This is a genomic window from Sulfurimonas sp., from assembly GCF_029027405.1.
Classification (GTDB): domain Bacteria; phylum Campylobacterota; class Campylobacteria; order Campylobacterales; family Sulfurimonadaceae; genus Sulfurimonas.
In genome coordinates, this window is record NZ_CP093396.1 from 1,083,178 (window position 1) to 1,101,510 (window position 18,333).

The 18,333-nt window shown below is 35.0% G+C and carries 11 protein-coding genes, 1 tRNA gene and 3 rRNA genes; 11 read left to right on the forward strand and 4 right to left on the reverse strand.

Annotation, left to right across the window (positions count from 1 at the left end):
• The first annotated feature begins 18 nt into the window (after positions 1–18).
• The 11 genes from MOV42_RS05050 to MOV42_RS05100 all read left to right on the forward strand — a co-directional run bounded on the left by MOV42_RS05050 (position 19) and on the right by MOV42_RS05100 (position 12,838).
• The gene (locus MOV42_RS05050; protein ID WP_324172698.1) at positions 19–354 is read left to right on the forward strand and encodes a hypothetical protein; all 336 of its coding nucleotides are present in this window, start codon (positions 19–21) and stop codon (positions 352–354) included.
• Positions 351–1,034, forward strand: coding sequence for an RNA polymerase sigma factor FliA (locus MOV42_RS05055; protein WP_324172699.1), 684 nt, complete (start codon positions 351–353; stop codon positions 1,032–1,034). The genes MOV42_RS05050 and MOV42_RS05055 overlap by 4 nt, the downstream gene beginning before the upstream one ends.
• 1 nt (position 1,035) lies before the next feature.
• Positions 1,036–2,130: a flagellar motor switch protein FliM gene (fliM, locus tag MOV42_RS05060; protein WP_324172700.1), complete on the forward strand. Its 1,095-nt coding sequence runs from the start codon at positions 1,036–1,038 to the stop codon at positions 2,128–2,130.
• 4 nt (positions 2,131–2,134) lie between these two features.
• The gene (fliY, locus tag MOV42_RS05065) at positions 2,135–3,004 is read left to right on the forward strand and encodes a flagellar motor switch protein FliY (RefSeq protein WP_324172701.1); all 870 of its coding nucleotides are present in this window, start codon (positions 2,135–2,137) and stop codon (positions 3,002–3,004) included.
• A 3-nt stretch (positions 3,005–3,007) separates the two neighbouring features.
• Positions 3,008–3,769 (forward strand): TIGR00730 family Rossman fold protein, encoded by a 762-nt coding sequence (locus tag MOV42_RS05070; protein ID WP_324172702.1) that lies wholly within the window; start codon positions 3,008–3,010, stop codon positions 3,767–3,769.
• Between the two features lie 5 nt (positions 3,770–3,774).
• The gene (mnmA, locus tag MOV42_RS05075) at positions 3,775–4,809 is read left to right on the forward strand and encodes a tRNA 2-thiouridine(34) synthase MnmA (protein WP_324172703.1); all 1,035 of its coding nucleotides are present in this window, start codon (positions 3,775–3,777) and stop codon (positions 4,807–4,809) included.
• Positions 4,810–5,359: 550 nt separating this feature from the next.
• Positions 5,360–6,881 (forward strand): 16S ribosomal RNA (locus MOV42_RS05080).
• 128 nt (positions 6,882–7,009) lie between these two features.
• A tRNA-Ile gene (locus tag MOV42_RS05085) sits at positions 7,010–7,086 on the forward strand.
• Between the two features lie 359 nt (positions 7,087–7,445).
• A 23S ribosomal RNA gene (locus MOV42_RS05090) occupies positions 7,446–10,353 on the forward strand.
• A gap of 218 nt (positions 10,354–10,571) precedes the next feature.
• Positions 10,572–10,687 (forward strand): 5S ribosomal RNA (rrf, locus tag MOV42_RS05095).
• The 16S, 23S and 5S rRNA genes sit together here with 1 tRNA gene alongside, the layout of an rRNA operon.
• 180 nt (positions 10,688–10,867) lie before the next feature.
• Positions 10,868–12,838 (forward strand): Ig-like domain-containing protein, encoded by a 1,971-nt coding sequence (locus tag MOV42_RS05100; protein ID WP_324172704.1) that lies wholly within the window; start codon positions 10,868–10,870, stop codon positions 12,836–12,838.
• On the opposite strand, the gene MOV42_RS05105 is transcribed toward MOV42_RS05100, so the two are convergent.
• From MOV42_RS05105 to MOV42_RS05120, 4 genes are read right to left on the reverse strand one after another with little or no spacing between them, the layout of a single operon-like run.
• On the reverse strand, positions 12,827–13,438 hold the full coding sequence (locus MOV42_RS05105; RefSeq protein ID WP_324172705.1) for a helix-turn-helix transcriptional regulator: 612 nt from the start codon (positions 13,436–13,438) through the stop codon (positions 12,827–12,829). The genes MOV42_RS05100 and MOV42_RS05105 overlap by 12 nt on opposite strands.
• Position 13,439: 1 nt before the next feature.
• A complete protein-coding gene (locus MOV42_RS05110) occupies positions 13,440–14,777 on the reverse strand; it encodes an HlyD family type I secretion periplasmic adaptor subunit (protein WP_324172706.1) in 1,338 nt (445 codons plus the stop codon).
• Between the two features lies 1 nt (position 14,778).
• On the reverse strand, positions 14,779–16,935 hold the full coding sequence (locus tag MOV42_RS05115; RefSeq protein WP_324172707.1) for a type I secretion system permease/ATPase: 2,157 nt from the start codon (positions 16,933–16,935) through the stop codon (positions 14,779–14,781).
• A 14-nt stretch (positions 16,936–16,949) separates the two neighbouring features.
• Positions 16,950–18,290, reverse strand: coding sequence for a TolC family outer membrane protein (locus MOV42_RS05120; RefSeq protein ID WP_324172708.1), 1,341 nt, complete (start codon positions 18,288–18,290; stop codon positions 16,950–16,952).
• Positions 18,291–18,333: the final 43 nt, after the last annotated feature.

Here is an 18,333-nt window from a genome sequence, read left to right on the forward strand (position 1 = left end):
ATATTTTGGGGTACATGGATGTTAGGTGAAAACTTTGTATATTTTTTTACAGTTCAAGGGTTTTTTGTCGGTATAGTATTTGGCATATTGAAATCATTTGATGCCCAAGGCTTACTTCTTTATACTTTTGTAATTACTATTTTCTTTTACCTTTTTTCACACATAATAGTTGCTTTTTATTTTAGAACAATTACAGCGAAAGCGTACTTTTTTCCAAAAGATGATCATGAATCAGAATTAGATAGATTTGTAAAAGAGATTAACAAACGAGAAAAATTAATTGACTCTGTATCCAAGATGACAAATGCAGCAGTTAAAATAAATGCACAAAAAATGCCAGGACAAAAGTCATGATAGCTGCTTATACACAAGATATTAAACATAAAGAAGATGAACTTGCTATTCAGTATTTACCTGCTGTTAAAGCCATGGCATTTAGATTAAAAGAGCGACTTCCTAGTTCTATAGACTATATGGATTTATCGGCTATCGGCACAGAAGAACTTATAAAATTAGCAAGAAGATATGATGAAAAATTAAATGATTCTTTTTGGGGATACTCTAAAAAAAGAGTTTATGGAGCGATGCTAGACTATTTAAGAAGTTTAGATATTTTATCTCGTGCTAGTAGAAAACTGATTAAAGCAATTGACTATGCAGTTGAAGAGTATAGACTTACCAATGAAGATGAACCAACTGATTTACAGCTTGCTCTTATTTTAGATGAAAGTGAAGAAAAAGTTCATGATGCAAGAATAGCATCTACCATTTATACTGTAATGCCATTACATGACCAACTTCAAGTTGGAGATGAAGGTGCTGCTTTAGCTCTTATCGAAAAAGAAGAACTAGTAGATGTAATAAAAAATATATTGATAAGTTATAGTGAACGAGAACAATTAATAATTCAATTTTATTATTTTGAAGAGTTGACATTAAGAGAAATTAGTGAAATTTTAAATATTACAGAGTCAAGAATTTCTCAAATACATAAATCAGTTATTTATAAAATCAAAGAAAGTGTAGAAACATAAGATGGCAGATATACTATCACAAGAAGAAATTGACGCATTACTAGATGTTGTTGAAGATGAAGGTGAAGATGTCTTTGAAGATAGGGAAGAGAATTTACTCCCTCAAAGACAAGTAACACTTTACGACTTTAAGCGACCAAATAGAGTTTCAAAAGAACAACTTCGTGCTTTTCGTGGTGTTCATGATAAAATGGCAAGAAGTTTGGCATCTCAAATATCTTCTATTATGCGCTCTATTGTTGAGATTCAACTTCATTCAGTTGATCAAATGACTTATGGTGAGTTTTTAATGTCTTTGCCAAATCCTACGAGTTTTAATGTCTTTTCTGTAAAACCATTAGAAGGTAGTGGTGTTATTGAAATTAATCCTTCCATAGCATTTCCGATGCTTGATCGTCTTTTAGGTGGTAAAGGTGAACCTTTCGATGCTAGTAGAGAGTTTTCAGACATAGAATTAAGTCTTTTTGAAACCATTTTACGCGTTATGATGAGTACACTAAAAGAGGCTTGGGGACCAGTTATGGAAGTTTATCCTAATGTTGAGTCTAAAGAGTCAAGTCCAAATGTTGTTCAAATTGTTGCACAAAATGAAATTGTTGTTATGGTTGTAATGGAGATCATAATTGGACATAGTTCTGGTATGATGAATATATGCTATCCTGTTATTTCACTTGAACCAATATTACCAAAGTTAGCAAGTAGAGATTTGATGCTAAACGAAACAAGTTCTAAAAAAAGTAGAAATACAGAACTACAAGTGTTACTTGGTGGCGCAAAAGTTACAGTAGAAGCCAATCTTGGAAATGCAGAGTTTACTATGAAAGATGTACTTGAGTTGCAAATTGGTGATGTTGTTAAACTTTCAAATGCGGCTGATGATATAGTAAGTTTGAGTATAGATGGTAAAGCAAGATTTAATGGAAAGATAGGTCTAAGAAGGTTTAGAAAATCGATACAAATCACCCAAGTAATAGATACAGAAAAAGATGCAGTTAAAAGAGCATTAGAAAATTTCGAAAATATTAGACATGATAAAATATCTGGAGTAAGACAGATTATAAATAATGAAGAAATTCAGAAAAAAGTGCAGGAGTAAATAAATGAATGATTTTATGAAATTATTTGAAGATGAAACAATAGGTACTATTGAGGCACTTGTAGGACAAGCTCCCATAATGGAGTTAAAAGAAGAACAAGATCTAAGCATTATATCAAATATTATACCTCCGATTGTCCTTGCTAAGATAACAGTGAGTGGCGCAACAGAAGCAAGTGCAATGATTGCTCTTACTCCTAACTTAGCTGCTTCTCTTTCTGATATGATGATGGGTGAAGAAGCAAGTGATCGTGAAGATATTAGTGATGATGATATAGATGCTACAAAAGAAATAATATCAAATATTTTTGGTGCTATTGGAAATTCTTTATCTGCACAAAAAAGTATTCCGACACTTTCTTTTAAGATAGACACAATAGAATTAATAGCGGAAGACTCGGAGGTAACGCTTGAAGATTATTCTAAAATGTTTGTTTATACTTTTAAAATTGGTGAGTTAAGTTCTCTTCTTATGTTTATTATTGATGAGCATATAAATACTACACTTAATAGCGATTCACAAAAAGAAGCTCCAGTAGAAAAAATATTATCAGAACCTGAAATACAACCTAGCTCTTCATCTGCAGGTATAGATTTAAATAATAATGAGATTAATAATATTTCTCTTATTATGGATGTCAAGCTTCCTGTTAGAGTAAGAATAGGCAAGAAAAAAATGCTCTTAAAAGATGTATTAAATATGGATATAGGTTCAGTTATAGAGTTAAATCAATTAGCAAATGATCCTTTAGAGATATTAGTTGATAACCATGTTATTGCACAAGGTGAGGTTGTAATTGTTGATGGAAATTTTGGTGTTCAAATTACTTCAATTGGTACTAAAAGAGAAAGATTAACACAACTAAAGAATTAGAATATGAATGCTAGAAAAGATGAAATAGTAAAAAAGTATATTAAAGATATAAAGTCTGCTGATGTTTGGAGTGTATTTAAAATATTAGCAGACTTTGTAAAAGGTTTTGATGAACTTGGAGATTTAGGTCCAACTGTCACAATATTTGGAAGTGCTAGAACTAAAAAAAGTGATAAATACTATAAAAAGGCTCGAAAATTATCATCAATGTTAGGAAGAAAAGGCTTTAGTGTAATGACAGGTGGTGGTCCTGGAATAATGGAAGCTGCAAATAGAGGTGCACATGAGCATAAAGATGTAGAGTCTATAGGCTTAAATATAGATTTACCTTTTGAGCAAGTTACAAACCCATACACGACAAAAGAGTTGGGATTTGATTATTTCTTTTCAAGAAAAGTTATGTTAGTTAAGTATTCTATTGCTTATGTTATTTTTCCAGGTGGATATGGAACTTTAGATGAACTGTTTGAAGCTTTAACTCTTATTCAAACAAGAAAAATTATAGGTGTTAAGGTTTTTGTTGTTGGTGTTGAGTTTTATAAACCTTTAATGGAGTTTATAGAAACTACATTATTAAATGATGGCATGATTGATGAAGATGATTTTCATATGATTACATTAACAGATGATTTAAAACTAGTCACAAATGAGATTGAGGAATCACTTTTAGGACAAATTAGAATACTAAAAGAAGTTGGTTTGGAAGATACAAAATATTATAAAGGACTTTTAGAGTTCTCATTAAATAAAAATTTAAAAAAGTAGAAAATATGGATGTTAAGAAAAAAGTTTTAATAGGAATGAGTGGTGGAGTTGATTCTACTGTTTCGGCATTACTATTAAAAGAGGATGGTTATGAGTGTGAAGGCATTTATATGAAACTTCATTCAAAACCAGGTTATCATGAGATTCATCAAGTAAGGGCACAAAAAGCAGCTGATTTTGTTGGAATAAAGTTGCATGTTTTAGATTTACAAAATACATTTAATGAAAAAGTTTTTCAACCTTTTATTGACACTTATGCTGAAGGTAAAACTCCAAATCCATGTGCCTTATGCAATAGAAACCTAAAATTTGGGGAGATGGTAAAATTTGCAAACTCAGTAGGTGCAGATTTTGTTGCAACAGGACATTATATAAAAACAGATGGTAAATATTTTTATGAAGCAGATGATGATACTAAAGATCAAAGTTATTTTCTTTTTTATGTTCAAAGTAATATTTTACCAAAGCTTATCTTCCCACTTGGAAACAAAAAGAAAGTAGATATTAAAAAAATTGCAGCTTCAATTGAAGGTTTAGAATCTTATGCAAGTCAAGATGAATCAAGTGAAATATGCTTTGTTGAAACAACTTATACAGATTTATTAAAAGATTATGTAAATGTTGATAATGTTGGGCAAGTACTAAACAAAGATGGAGATATCGTTGGTGAACATAAAGGTTATATGCACTATACAATAGGTAAAAGAAAAGGTTTTACAGTTAAAGGTGCGCATGAACCTCATTATGTTCTGAGCATAGATGCTAGTAACAATACTATAACTGTAGGTAAAAAAGATGAATTATCATGCTTCGATGTTAAATTAGAACATCTTAATATGTTTAATGATTCAAAAGATTTTGATACAACTGTAAAATTAAGATATAGAACAAAAGCCGTAGCATGTCATGTGAAAATTTTAGAAAATGATACAGCAGTCGTGACACTTAAAGAGAGCGTGTTTGGTGTTGCAACAGGGCAGGCAGCAGTTTTTTATGATGATGACAAACTGGTAGGTGGCGGTTGGATTAGCGAAGTTTAATTTAAAAATATTAATCAAAAATAATCAATTGTTCCAAACTCTTAAAGTAAACCTCCAAACATTAAGAACCACCTAAGCAACACTTGTCTATAATTCCCATCCACAAACACAGAGACCTAATGTTTAGGCTCACGGGAGACTTCGATAGGAGTTAACCAAAAGATGTTTGAGATCATTGAAAACTAAGCAAGTAATAGACTTAATAATAACTATTAAGTTGGAAGTATTACTTAGAAATAACTAATATAACAACAACCGTCTATTCTATTAGTTACCAGATATAACTTAGGTTATGTTTGGTTCCCAAATAGTAATAGATACTATACAGAAAAGTCGTAACTAATACTTTAAGCAGTAGTTAGTTTAGACTATAAAACAATAAGCCAATGAATTTTAATTCTTGGGCAAAAGATCAGTAATATGTAGCAATACATACTTTACATGATAAAAGTTTCTAAACTCCAAACATCAATTCTCAAACTACTTGTTAGTTTGTAGCTTTAGTGTAAGGAATTGAAGCGGGACTTGTTCCGTTTCAAGGAGACCAATAATTATGGAGAGTTTGATCCTGGCTCAGAGTGAACGCTGGCGGCGTGCTTAACACATGCAAGTCGAACGGTAACAGAGAAGAGCTTGCTTTTCTGCTGACGAGTGGCGCACGGGTGAGTAATATATAGTTAATCTGCCTCGAAGATTGGGATAGCCATTGGAAACGATGATTAATACCAAATAATCCTTCTCTACATAAGTAGAGTTGGTAAACGTTTTTTCGCTTCGAGATGAGACTATATCCCATCAGTTAGTTGGTAGTGTAAGAGACTACCAAGGCAATGACGGGTAGCGGGTTTGAGAGGATGATCCGCCACACTGGTACTGAGACACGGACCAGACTCCTACGGGAGGCAGCAGTGAGGAATATTGCACAATGGGGGAAACCCTGATGCAGCAACGCCGCGTGGAGGATGACGCATTTCGGTGTGTAAACTCCTTTTATATGTCAAGAAAATGACGGTAGCATATGAATAAGCACCGGCTAACTCCGTGCCAGCAGCCGCGGTAATACGGAGGGTGCAAGCGTTACTCGGAATCACTGGGCGTAAAGGACGCGTAGGCGGGTTGGTAAGTCAGATGTGAAATCCTACAGCTTAACTGTAGAACTGCATTTGAAACTACTAACCTAGAGTATGGGAGGGGGAGATGGAATTAGTGGTGTAGGGGTAAAATCCGTAGATATCACTAGGAATACCGAAAGCGAAGGCGATCTCCTGGAACATTACTGACGCTAAGGCGTGAAAGCGTGGGGAGCAAACGGGATTAGATACCCCGGTAGTCCACGCCCTAAACGATGAACACTAGTCGTCGGGATGCTTGTCATCTCGGTGATGCACTTAACAGATTAAGTGTTCCGCCTGGGGAGTACGGTCGCAAGATTAAAACTCAAAGGAATAGACGGGGACCCGCACAAGTGGTGGAGCATGTGGTTTAATTCGAAGATACGCGAAGAACCTTACCTAGCCTTGACATTGATTGAACTCAGTAGAGATACAGAGGTGCCCTTCGGGGAGCATGAAAACAGGTGCTGCACGGCTGTCGTCAGCTCGTGTCGTGAGATGTTGGGTTAAGTCCCGCAACGAGCGCAACCCTCGTCCTTAGTTGCCAGCAGGTTAAGCTGGGCACTCTAAGGAGACTGCCTTCGCAAGAAGGAGGAAGGTGAGGACGACGTCAAGTCATCATGGCCCTTACGGCTAGGGCTACACACGTGCTACAATGGGGCGTACAGAGAGTTGCGATACCGCGAGGTGGAGCTAATCTCTTAAAGCGTCTCTCAGTTCGGATTGGAGTCTGCAACTCGACTCCATGAAGCTGGAATCACTAGTAATCGTAGATCAGCAATGCTACGGTGAATACGTTCCCGGGTCTTGTACTCACCGCCCGTCACACCATGGGAGTTGATTTCACCCGAAATTGGGAAGCTAACCTTCGGGAGGCTACCACTTACGGTGGAATTAGCGACTGGGGTGAAGTCGTAACAAGGTAACCGTAGGAGAACCTGCGGTTGGATCACCTCCTTTCTAGAGTAAAGAAGAATCATTCGTTTGATTACTTCATACAAAAAGAAAATCTCACAGTTGTTATTAATGTTTATTACTTGCTTAGTTTTCAGTGATCAGAATTCATTTGAAATGAAATATACACTTTAGGGCCTATAGCTCAGCTGGTTAGAGTGCACCCCTGATAAGGGTGAGGTCCCAGGTTCAAGTCCTGGTAGGCCCACCATTTTTCGAGCATTTGCATTTGAAAAGTTGACTCAGATACTAAAGTATTCTTCGCCACCTTTTCAAATACAACTACTTCGAAAAACAAGTAAGACACAAAAATAAGAAACCTAATAAAAGAACTAAAGAGATTTAGCTTTTTTATTAGACTTCTATTTATATTAGTCTTGTTCATTAAATTATAATTGTTAAAGTCAACATATAATAATAAGAAACATATCGTATATTAAATTATAAGATAAGTAAATTATTAATTATAAACTAAATAACTACAATAAACAAATTACTAACTTGATTAGTTAAAATATCAGTAATGGTATTAGTACATTAACCAAGGTAGTGAACGCAAATTAGAATAATAAAAAAGATATTAAGGGCCATAGGTGGATGCCTTGGCTAGTAGAGGCGATGAAAGACGTATTAGGCTGCGAAAAGCCTCGGGGAGCTGCCAAAGAGCTTTGATCCGGGGATTTCTGAATGGGGCGACCCAGCATGGAGCGATTCATGTTATCTATATTTATATAGAGGCGAACTCAGGGAAGTGAAACATCTCAGTACCTGAAGGAATAGAAATCAAACGAGATTCCCAAAGTAGCGGCGAGCGAAATGGGAATAGGGCACTTAGTGATAATATAGATGTTAGCAGAACACTTTGGAAAGAGTGAGCATAGAGGGTGATACTCCCGTAAGCGAAAACATTTATATGGTACTAGACTAAGGAACGAGTAGGTCGGGACACGTGTTATCTTGACTGAATATGGGGGGACCACCCTCCAACCCTAAATACTACTACTAGACCGATAGCGAACAAGTACCGTGAGGGAAAGGTGAAAAGGACCGCGGTGAGCGGAGTGAAATAGAACCTGAAACCTATGGCTTACAATCATTCGGAGCACTATTGAATTACTTTTGTAATACAAGTGTGACGGACTGCCTTTTGCATAATGAGCCTGCGAGTTGTGGTATCTAGCAAGGTTAACCTAACGGGGAGCCGTAGCGAAAGCGAGTCTTAATAGGGCGACATAGTTAGATGCTGCAGACCCGAAACTAAGTGATCTATCCATGAGCAGGTTGAAGCTGGTGTAAGAGCCAGTGGAGGACCGAACCCGTAGAAGTTGAAAATTCTTGGGATGACTTGTGGATAGGGGTGAAAGGCCAATCAAACTTAGTGATAGCTGGTTCTCTCCGAAATATATTTAGGTATAGCCTCGAGCATTAGCATACAGGGGTAGAGCACTGACAGGGCTAGGGCTGCTTACCGCGGTACCAAACCCTATCAAACTCCGAATACTGTATGTGTAACCTCGGGAGTCAGGCGTAGGGTGATAAAATCCTATGTCGAGAGGGGAACAACCCAGACTAACAGCTAAGGTCCCAAAGTTTTATCTAAGTGGAAAAGGATGTAGAGTTGCTGTGACAACCAGGAGGTTGGCTTAGAAGCAGCCACCCTTTAAAGAAAGCGTAACAGCTCACTGGTCTAGCGATTCTGCGCCGAAAATATAACGGGGCTAAGATAAACACCGAAGCTTTAGATTTGGTATAACTACCAAGTGGTAGGAGAGCGTTCCATTCAGCGCTGAAGGTACACCGGTAAGGAGTGCTGGAGCGGATGGAAGTGAGCATGCAGGCATGAGTAGCGAGAAAAGGGATGAGAATTCCCTTCGCCGTAAACCCAAGGTTTCCTACGCGATGCTCGTCATCGTAGGGTTAGTCGGGACCTAAGTCGAGTCCGAAAGGGGTAGACGATGGCAAATAGGTTAATATTCCTATACCGACATTACATCATTTGAGTGATGGGGGGACGCATAGAGTTAAACGAGGTCACCGATGGAAGTGTGGCTCGAAGGAAGTAGGTTGAAGAGTAGGCAAATCCGCTCTTCATGAAACCGAGATCTTACAGGCAGTTCAATCTCTTCGGAGAGCGAACTGAATCGTTGATACTGTCGTGCCGAGAAAAGCCTCTAAACGAGATGTAATGTTGCCCGTACCGTAAACCAACACAGGTGGGTGAGATGAGTATTCTAAGGCGCGTGGAAGAACCATTGTTAAGGAACTCTGCAAACTAGCACCGTATCTTCGGTATAAGGTGTGCCAGAGAGGTTATGGGATTTACTCCCAAAAGCTTCTCATGGTCGCAGCAAAGTGTCCCTCCCGACTGTTTACCAAAAACACAGCACTCTGCTAACTCGTAAGAGGATGTATAGGGTGTGACGCCTGCCCGGTGCTTGAATGTTAAAAGGATTGCTTAGCTTTGCGAAGGCATGAATTGAAGCACAAGTAAACGGCGGCCGTAACTATAACGGTCCTAAGGTAGCGAAATTCCTTGTCGGTTAAATACCGACCTGCATGAATGGCGTAACGAGATGGGAGCTGTCTCAACAATGGATCCAGTGAAATTGTAGTGGAGGTGAAAATTCCTCCTACCCGCGGAAAGACGGAAAGACCCCGTGCACCTTTACTATAGCTTGACACTGCTATTGGGATATTCATGTGCAGGATAGGTGGGAGCCATTGATTCTAGGACGCCAGTTTTAGATGAGGCAATCTTGAGATACCACCCTTGAATATTCTGATAGCTAACTCGGTACGATTATCTCGTGCGAGGACAATGTCTGGTGGGTAGTTTGACTGGGGCGGTCGCCTCCTAAAGAGTAACGGAGGCTTACAAAGGTTAGCTCAGAGGGGTTGGAAATCCCTCGTAGAGTATAATGGCATAAGCTAGCCTGACTGTAAGACATACAAGTCGAGCAGAGTCGAAAGACGGTCATAGTGATCCGGTGGTTCTGTGTGGAAGGGCCATCGCTCAAAGGATAAAAGGTACGCCGGGGATAACAGGCTGATCTCCCCCAAGAGCTCACATCGACGGGGAGGTTTGGCACCTCGATGTCGGCTCATCGCATCCTGGGGCTGGAGCAGGTCCCAAGGGTATGGCTGTTCGCCATTTAAAGCGGTACGCGAGCTGGGTTCAGAACGTCGTGAGACAGTTCGGTCCCTATCTTCCGTGGGCGTAGGAGAGTTGAAGAGAGCTGACCCTAGTACGAGAGGACCGGGTTGGACGTACCACTGGTGCACCAGTTGTTCTGCCAAGAGCATCGCTGGGTAGCTACGTACGGATGAGATAACCGCTGAAAGCATCTAAGCGGGAAGCCAACTCTAAGATGAACTCTCCCTGAAGATCGCAGTAAGACTAACTGCTTGATAGGCTGGATGTGTACGCAGAGTAATCTGTTTAGCTGACCAGTACTAATAGATCGTTTGTCTTTTTTTTACATACTCTTTAATTAGAGTGCAATTCGTTCACTACCTTGTTTAGTGTATTAAGCTCCAAAAGCGTAATACAAATAGTTATTTAGTTCGTTGACTTTATATTCTATGCTTAGAAATGGCATAGAACACACGACAATTAATATTTAATGAGTACTCACTCATAATAATGACTCGTACAGTCACATATAAATATACTTAGGTATCTTTATATGTGATTGTCTAGGTGGCTATAGAGAGAGGGAAACGCCTGGTCCCATTCCGAACCCAGAAGCTAAGCCTCTCATCGCTGATAATACTGCAGATTGCATCTGTGGAAATGTAGGTCGCTGCCTAGTTGATCATTTCTTAACTCTTTTATAAAATCTTTTTTTTACTTTACTATCATCTTATATAAAATCTTTATTTATTTCCCATCTCTTTTATTTGTCTTTTTTAGTATTGTACGATTGTACAATATACAACTTTTTAAATATAGTATATCATTGTATAAATTAACTATATTTATGGAGTCTGAAATGTCAAAAATAATTGGAAAGATAGCTAGTATAAATGGTGTGTTTTATGTTAAACAAGCTAATGGTGATCTCAATGAAACTTTAAAAGGTTCTAATATATATGAAGGTGATATTATTGTTGGGGATTCTTCTAATAAGAATATTGACAGCCTAATTGTAAGTATGGCAGATGGATATGAAGATGTTATAGTGATGAGCAATCACTCACAATTATTTGATTCATCTTTAGTTTCACAAGAATATGATAAGCATGATACTGTGACAGAAAAAGAGACTATAATATCTATAAAAAAAGATTTATACAATGATTTTAATGAATACGAGATTGATACAGCATCTGGTGTTGAATCTATTTCCTCATTTCGAGGAGTAAAAGCTATATTTGTTGAGGCTAATAATGGTAGTGTTGATATTAATGTAGAAGTGACCGAAAGTGAACAAGATATTCAAGAAAAAACGGATAATGGCAATAAAGTAGATGATACAGTAGTTCAAGTTTATAATAATAATAAATCAAACTTTATTGCAGAAAATGTAAATGATGCTCCTGCTATAGTTACTATTACAGAGACTAATCATGGACCGATTGCTACAGATGATATTACACAGATTGAAACAGTGTATAGTGATGATTTTAATGATGCTGATTTAGATGGTTGGAGTGAAATAAACTTTGATGGTCGCTATCCTGCTAATTGGGATGTTAGCAATGGTTCTATAAGTGAAAAAAGTGATTGTGCACGAGGTATAATATCTCACGATATGGGTGATAACTCAACTATGACTGACTATAAAATAATTGTTGATGTAGATGCTAATAGTGGCGATACTCATAATAATTATGTGGGAATTACATTTGGGTATGAAGATAGTAGTAATTATTATACTGTTGAATGGGTAAATTACTCAACAAATTATAGTAGTTATTCAGATTACCAAAATTTTAATTTAGTAAAAGTAGAGGATGGAGTTGAAACAATTCTTGATACTATCTACCATATAGATATTGGAAGTAAATTTAATCTATCTGTAAGTGTATCATCTAAAGATGGAATTACAGTAGCTGTAAATGGAGATAATAAATTAAGTTCATCAGTAGAGCATCCTCAGATAGAAACTATTGGATTAAATACTTTTGATAATGACAACGGTATTGGGTATGATAATATAGTAGTACAAAATACAAACGCAACAATTAGAAATAGTACAGATGAAGATAGTTCAATAATAATTGATGTTTTAGCAAATGACAAAGATGTTGATGGAGATGCTCTAATCGTTAAAGAAATTCAAGGTCAAGATGTAAGTGGTGGCAAAACTGTAAATGTAATTTCAACAGATGGAAATGACATAGTGTTAGGAACTGCAAGAGTAGTTGAGGGAAAAGTTGAATTTACTCCAAGTGAGATTCTACAGGAGATGAATTATGGAGAGAATCAAGATGTTTCATTTGAATATACTGTAAGTGATGGCACTACTTCAGATACCGGTAGTGTAACCATTAATGTTACAGGTGCAAATGATAGAAATACTGTAATTGATACAGTTGGAGATGCTAAGTCTAGTGCAGGAAATGATGAGATAATCTTTGATGCTAATGATACTTTAATAGATGGGGGAGAAGGACTTGACACTTTAGTTATGCAAGGAGATACGAATATTGATTTTAGTGGATTATCTAATAAAATTTTAAATATAGAGACTATTTATTTAAGTGCAGGTGAGCAAAATATAACTTCATTAAGCGTTTATGACGTTTTAACAATGACAGATAATGATAATAGTCTTCGCATAGATGGAGATACTTCTGATAGTATAAATCTTGATGTATTAGGTGCAGATGCCCAGTGGAAACTGGGTGATTTTAAAACAGATGCTGAAACAGGTGCAATTTATCAAGAAGTTACAAGTGGAGAAGGTGATAGTACAGTTACTCTTGAAATAAGTACAGATATAGAGTTAATTATTTAGAAGTAAAACTAAAGATACTTTGTCATTAACATGCAGTTTAGAAAAAATCGCACTTGTATGAGCTTTTACAGTTCTTGGTGTGATTGACATTATATTGGCAATAGCATCGTTTGTTAAACCTTTTAAAATATGATAGATAGTTTCTATCTCTTTTTTTGTAAGTCTATTTTGCAATAGTTTGTTAGCTTCGTCACTTAATTTATTATTATTATTTCTTTTTGCTAAGGACACCGTAAGTTCTGGATATGTCCAAATCTTTTCATTCTCTACAACCTCTAGCATCTGTCTATAATGATGTTTTAGCATTTTTGAGTTACCATAAGCTTTTATACCATGAGATATTAGCATTTTACCAGTTGTTATTTCTGGAACTCTTTCTAAAATTATTACTTTTTCTGGTAGAGTATTTGAAGAAATAAATTTATTTATGCCAGTTGCCACACTATTATAATCAGCAATCAAAATAAATTTTTTCAGACCAAGTTCTTTTATCATATTCATCAATGAGTTAATGTTGTCAAATATTAAAGGAATGGTATTACTTTTTTTCTTCCACTCATCAATAATATTTAAATCTGAACTAAAAAGTATTATATGCATGTTATCTCTCTGAAAATACATATTGTTTAGACTTTAAAATAGGTTTTAATATATACTGCATAACAGTTTTTTGTCCTGTTACAATATCTACACTAGCGGTCATTCCCGGTATAATATTAAGAGGATTCTCTTTTGTTCCTAAATGATTTCTTTTGGTTACAACATGAATGATATAAAATGTATTATCTTTTTTATCGGTTATTGTATCAGGAGATATATTTAAAACTTCCCCTTCGAGTCCACCATGAATAGCAAAATCATAAGCAGATATTTTTACTTTAGCAGATGCTCCTGGATGTAAAAATGCTATGTCACTTGGTTTTATTTTAATCTCTAAGTATAGTTTTTCATTTGTTGGAACTATCTCTACTAAGTCTGCCCCAGGTTTTACAACTCCACCAACAGTATGAACAAAAAGTTTTTGGACAATCCCATCTACAGGAGATTTAACCATGGTTCTATCCACTTGATCACTAAAAGCTATTTGTTGAGTTTTTAGTCTAGATATTTCTGCTGTAACCTCATTTAATTCTTTTTTTGCATTATTGATAAATAGTTGTTTTGACTCAATGCGCTTATGTCTATACTCTGATATAGCAGAAGAAAGACGAGGCAGAGATAGTTTAGCCGCTATTATATTGTTTTCAATCTCATTAGCTTCTCTTTTTAGTTTTAAGAAGTCAATTTTTGATTTGATACCTTCTTTTACCATTGGTTCAGTCATACTAATTTCTTCACTAACATATCTTAGTGATTTTTTTAATGATGTTACTTTTCCTTTGGCTTCTTTATATTCTTGTTTCCTTTGCTCTATTTGTTCTGCAAAACCGCTATCTTTGGCGTTAAATTCTAGTTTATCAGATTCATAAAGATTTTTTGCTGATTTGATTTGTTTTTTTAGTTCTAGGTCTGTTGTCTTTGAGTCTTGAAAATCAAGTTGATTTGCTTCTGCAAATAATCTAAGTCTTTTTGCTTCTAATTCTTGAAATTTCATTTTATTTGTTATTGAAGATGAGAGTGATTTTGCATTGTTTATTTTTAAAATCACCTCTCCTTTTTTTACAAGTTGACCTTCAGTGACTAAAATTCCTTCAACTATACCACCTTCTAAGTTTTGTATGATTTGATTCTGACCATAAGGTATAACATCACCATTACCTCTAGTAATTTCATCTATTTCAGCTAGAGATGCCCAGAGAATAAAAAGAAGTATTGTGATTAACCAGATCTTTATAACTCTACTAATCTTTGTTGGAGATTGAACTAATATAGCAGAACTAAGACTATTCATAAAGTCGTAATCTTTTTCTGTGTACTCTATATTTTTATCATGTTTCATTTTATTTACCTCCATCTTGGAGTTGTTTTAGTGCTTCTTGTTTTGGAGCATCAATGAAAATCTTACCATCGTTTATTACTATAACTCTCTCTATTATTTTTAAAAGAGTCATCTTTTGCGTTACAAGCAAAGAAGTCGTGTCTTTTAGATTTTTAGATAAGCTTTTGAGTAGATTTTCTTCGGTTATCTGATCCATTGCATTACATGGTTCATCCATAAGCATTATAGGAGCCTTTAGTAAAAAAGCTCTAGCAATTCCTATGCTTTGTCTTTGTCCACCAGATAACCCTAAGCCTCTTTCCCCAATAGGCATCTCGTAACCTTTAGGATGTTTTTTTATAAACTCTGAAGCACCACTAATATTTGCTGCTCTAATCATTGCAGAGTCATTTACATGAGTTGCTCTATAAATGATGTTTTCTTTTACTGTTCCACGAAACAGCATAATGTCTTGAGAAACATAACCAATATTTTTTCTTAAATCAGCTGGATCAATCTGCTTTATATCAATCCCATCTATGCGTATCTGACCAGAATCAGGTTCATAAAGACCCAAGATTAACTTCTGTATTGTACTTTTACCTGAGCCAATACGACCAATTATTGCTACATGCTCTCCAGGTCTAATTTCAAAAGATATATTTTTTAGAGAAAGAACATCACAGTTTGGATATGAAAATGTTACATCAACAAACTCTATATGACCTTTAAAGTCAGGTCGCTCAACAAATTTTTTCCCATCAGGTCTTTCACTTGGTTGAGAAATTATTTCATTTATAGTTTCATAAGATGTTTTTGTATCTTCATAGTTTGTTAAAAGTGCCGCAACTTGTCCCATTGGTGCTAGAGTTCTTGAAGTTAGTATTACTATCGCAATTAAACCACCCATAGAAAGTTCAAAATCATGTATAAGATAAACACCATAAACTATAATCATTACAGTATTTAACTGAATTAGAAGTTGAGTTATTGTTGGTATAGATGCAGAAAGCAAACGAGACTTTAAACTTTTTCCTGCTATTTCTCCTGTTGATTCTTCCCATTTGTATTGAACTTGGTTTAAAGTACCTAAAGTTTTTAGTGTTTCTATATTGTTAAGAGTCTCTATGAGAATAGAGCTTTTCTTTGCACTTGCCTCATGTGTACTTTCTATGCTTTGACGCAAAGGTTTTTTGATAATGATGGCATAAGTAAGAATTAAAAACATTGTTAACATAGGAATTGCAACGATACTTCCCCCAATATAAGCAATTACAGCTAAAAATATTACAGCAAATGGAAGGTCTATTACAGCAGCCATAGTAGCATTTGTTAGAAAACTTCTAATGGAATCAAAATCTTTTAGATTACTAGAAAAAGAACCTACTGATGATGGATGATTTGCCATTTTTAGGTTTAATACTTTTTCAAAGATGATAGAAGACATGATAATATCACTCTTCTTTGCAGCACTTTCTAGGAGGTAAGTTCTTGTAAACTTTAAAAATGTATCGAGTATATAAATAATACTAACACCAAGTGCAAAAACCCATAAGGTTTCTATAGCATTATTTGGAACAACTCTGTCATAAACATTCATAGTAAAAAGTGGAGATGCTAAAACAAAAAGGTTTATAAGTAGTGAAGCATATAGTACATCTTTATACATACCAGTAGATAGTTTTATAGTACTCCAAAACCAATGTTTTTGATTTATGTTTAGTGTTCTTGAATTCTCATCATTGTACTCAAAAGCTTTTTTAACCATAAAACCAAAACCAATATACTCATCTTCAAGTACATCCGTATCAACCCATTGTTCTATTGCTTCTTCGGCTGGCATGATAATCTTTATCTGTTTTTCATCATCACTAAATCTATCTAATATACAAGCACTTTGATTTGAAAGAAGTATTATCATCGGTAGTTGTAAAGGAGATATTTGAGATAGTGGTCTTTTAATAAGACTCGACTTTAAACCTGCCTTTCTCGCAGCACGAGAAAAAAGTCCTTTAGCATTGTTAATAGAAAAAAGTTCAGGTGCTTCTGCACCTGGTTCTATCGGAAGACCAGCTGTTAGAGCTTCTGCAGAAAATGGTTTGTGATAAAGTTTTGTAAATAGAACCAAGCAATCAAGCAAGGCATCCATTCTTAAGTTATCAGCATTTGTAATTAGCATATATAATTTTTAATTCATCTTGATAAATTAACATTTGAATAAACAATACTGTTATCATCAACAACAGCACCAACTAAAGTTCCCATAGCATCTAGTATTCTATATCTTGCAAAAAGCATACTGTATTGAGTATTTATTATTTGTGCTTTTGAGCCTATAAAATCATTTTGTGCAGATAAAAGATCTAAAAGTGAGCGTTTTCCTAAATCATACTCTTTTGAGTATAGAGTGAGAGTTTTAAGTGAAAACTTTTTGTAGTTTTTTAGATGAACAAGTTGTTCTCTCAATTTTTTATTTGATGCCCAAGACAGACTTAAACCTTCAATAACTAGTCTTTTTGATATATTTTTTGATTCTTGTTCTTGATAGAGTGTGCTTAAACTTTTTTGTAAGGCTGCATTGTCTGCAAAACCATTAAAAAAGTTATATTTTAAGTATGCCATGGCACGAAACCTAACATCATCACCATGAACTCCACTTAAATTTTTGTTCATAGATTGAGATATTTCTATATCAATAGAAGGATAAAAAGGTGCTTTTTTCTCTTTGTAAGAAGCTTGTGCAAACTTTATATTATATTTAATGACTAAAAGAGATGGGTTGTTTTGTAGTGCAAACTCTTTAGCTTCATCTAGGCTTTTTGGAAGAGTTGTTGTTAACTCTGGTCTTATCATTTCATCTGGATTTAAAGTTCTTCCAAGAACTCTTTGTAGATTATAAATAGTATCTTCTAAAGTATTTTCTTGGACTACTAAATTTGACATTGCCAAGGAAAGTGAAGATTCAATTTTATTTACTTCAGAAAGTGTTGTTAAACCTGCATCATATAGTTTTTGTACCTTAGAAAATATCTCTAAGTTTATTTTTACATTTGCTTTTTCAGTATCTAGTAGTTCTCTATTTTTCATTACTTGCAAGTAAGTATTAACCATTTCAAAGGAAGTATTATTTACTTTTTCTATGTAACTGTAGGCAGCTGAAAGTGTTCTATGCTCTTGAGCTTCTACTCTATGTAGCGTTTGAAAACCTTCAAAAAGATTTTGTGTATATGTTAAAGAGTTTTGATAAACACTCAAACTTAAAGAGTCAATAGGATTGTTATCTTCATCTCTAAGAGTAGTTATCGCATTTACATCTTTTCTCTCACTTTTCTCCATACCACCGCCAAGAGACAACTCTAGTTTTGGATAGTAACCTGACTTTGCACTTGTAATATCTTCTTTTGTAGAGGTATAATTTTTTAATCTTTCTAATATAATTGGATTAGTAGATAAAACTTCATTTACGGTTGTTTTCAAGTCTTGTGCATTAAGCGAGTAAATAAGTATGGTGCTTAAAAATAGTTTTAATTTCATATTGAAAATCCTTGTATCATTTTTTATTATGTAATTTTATAAG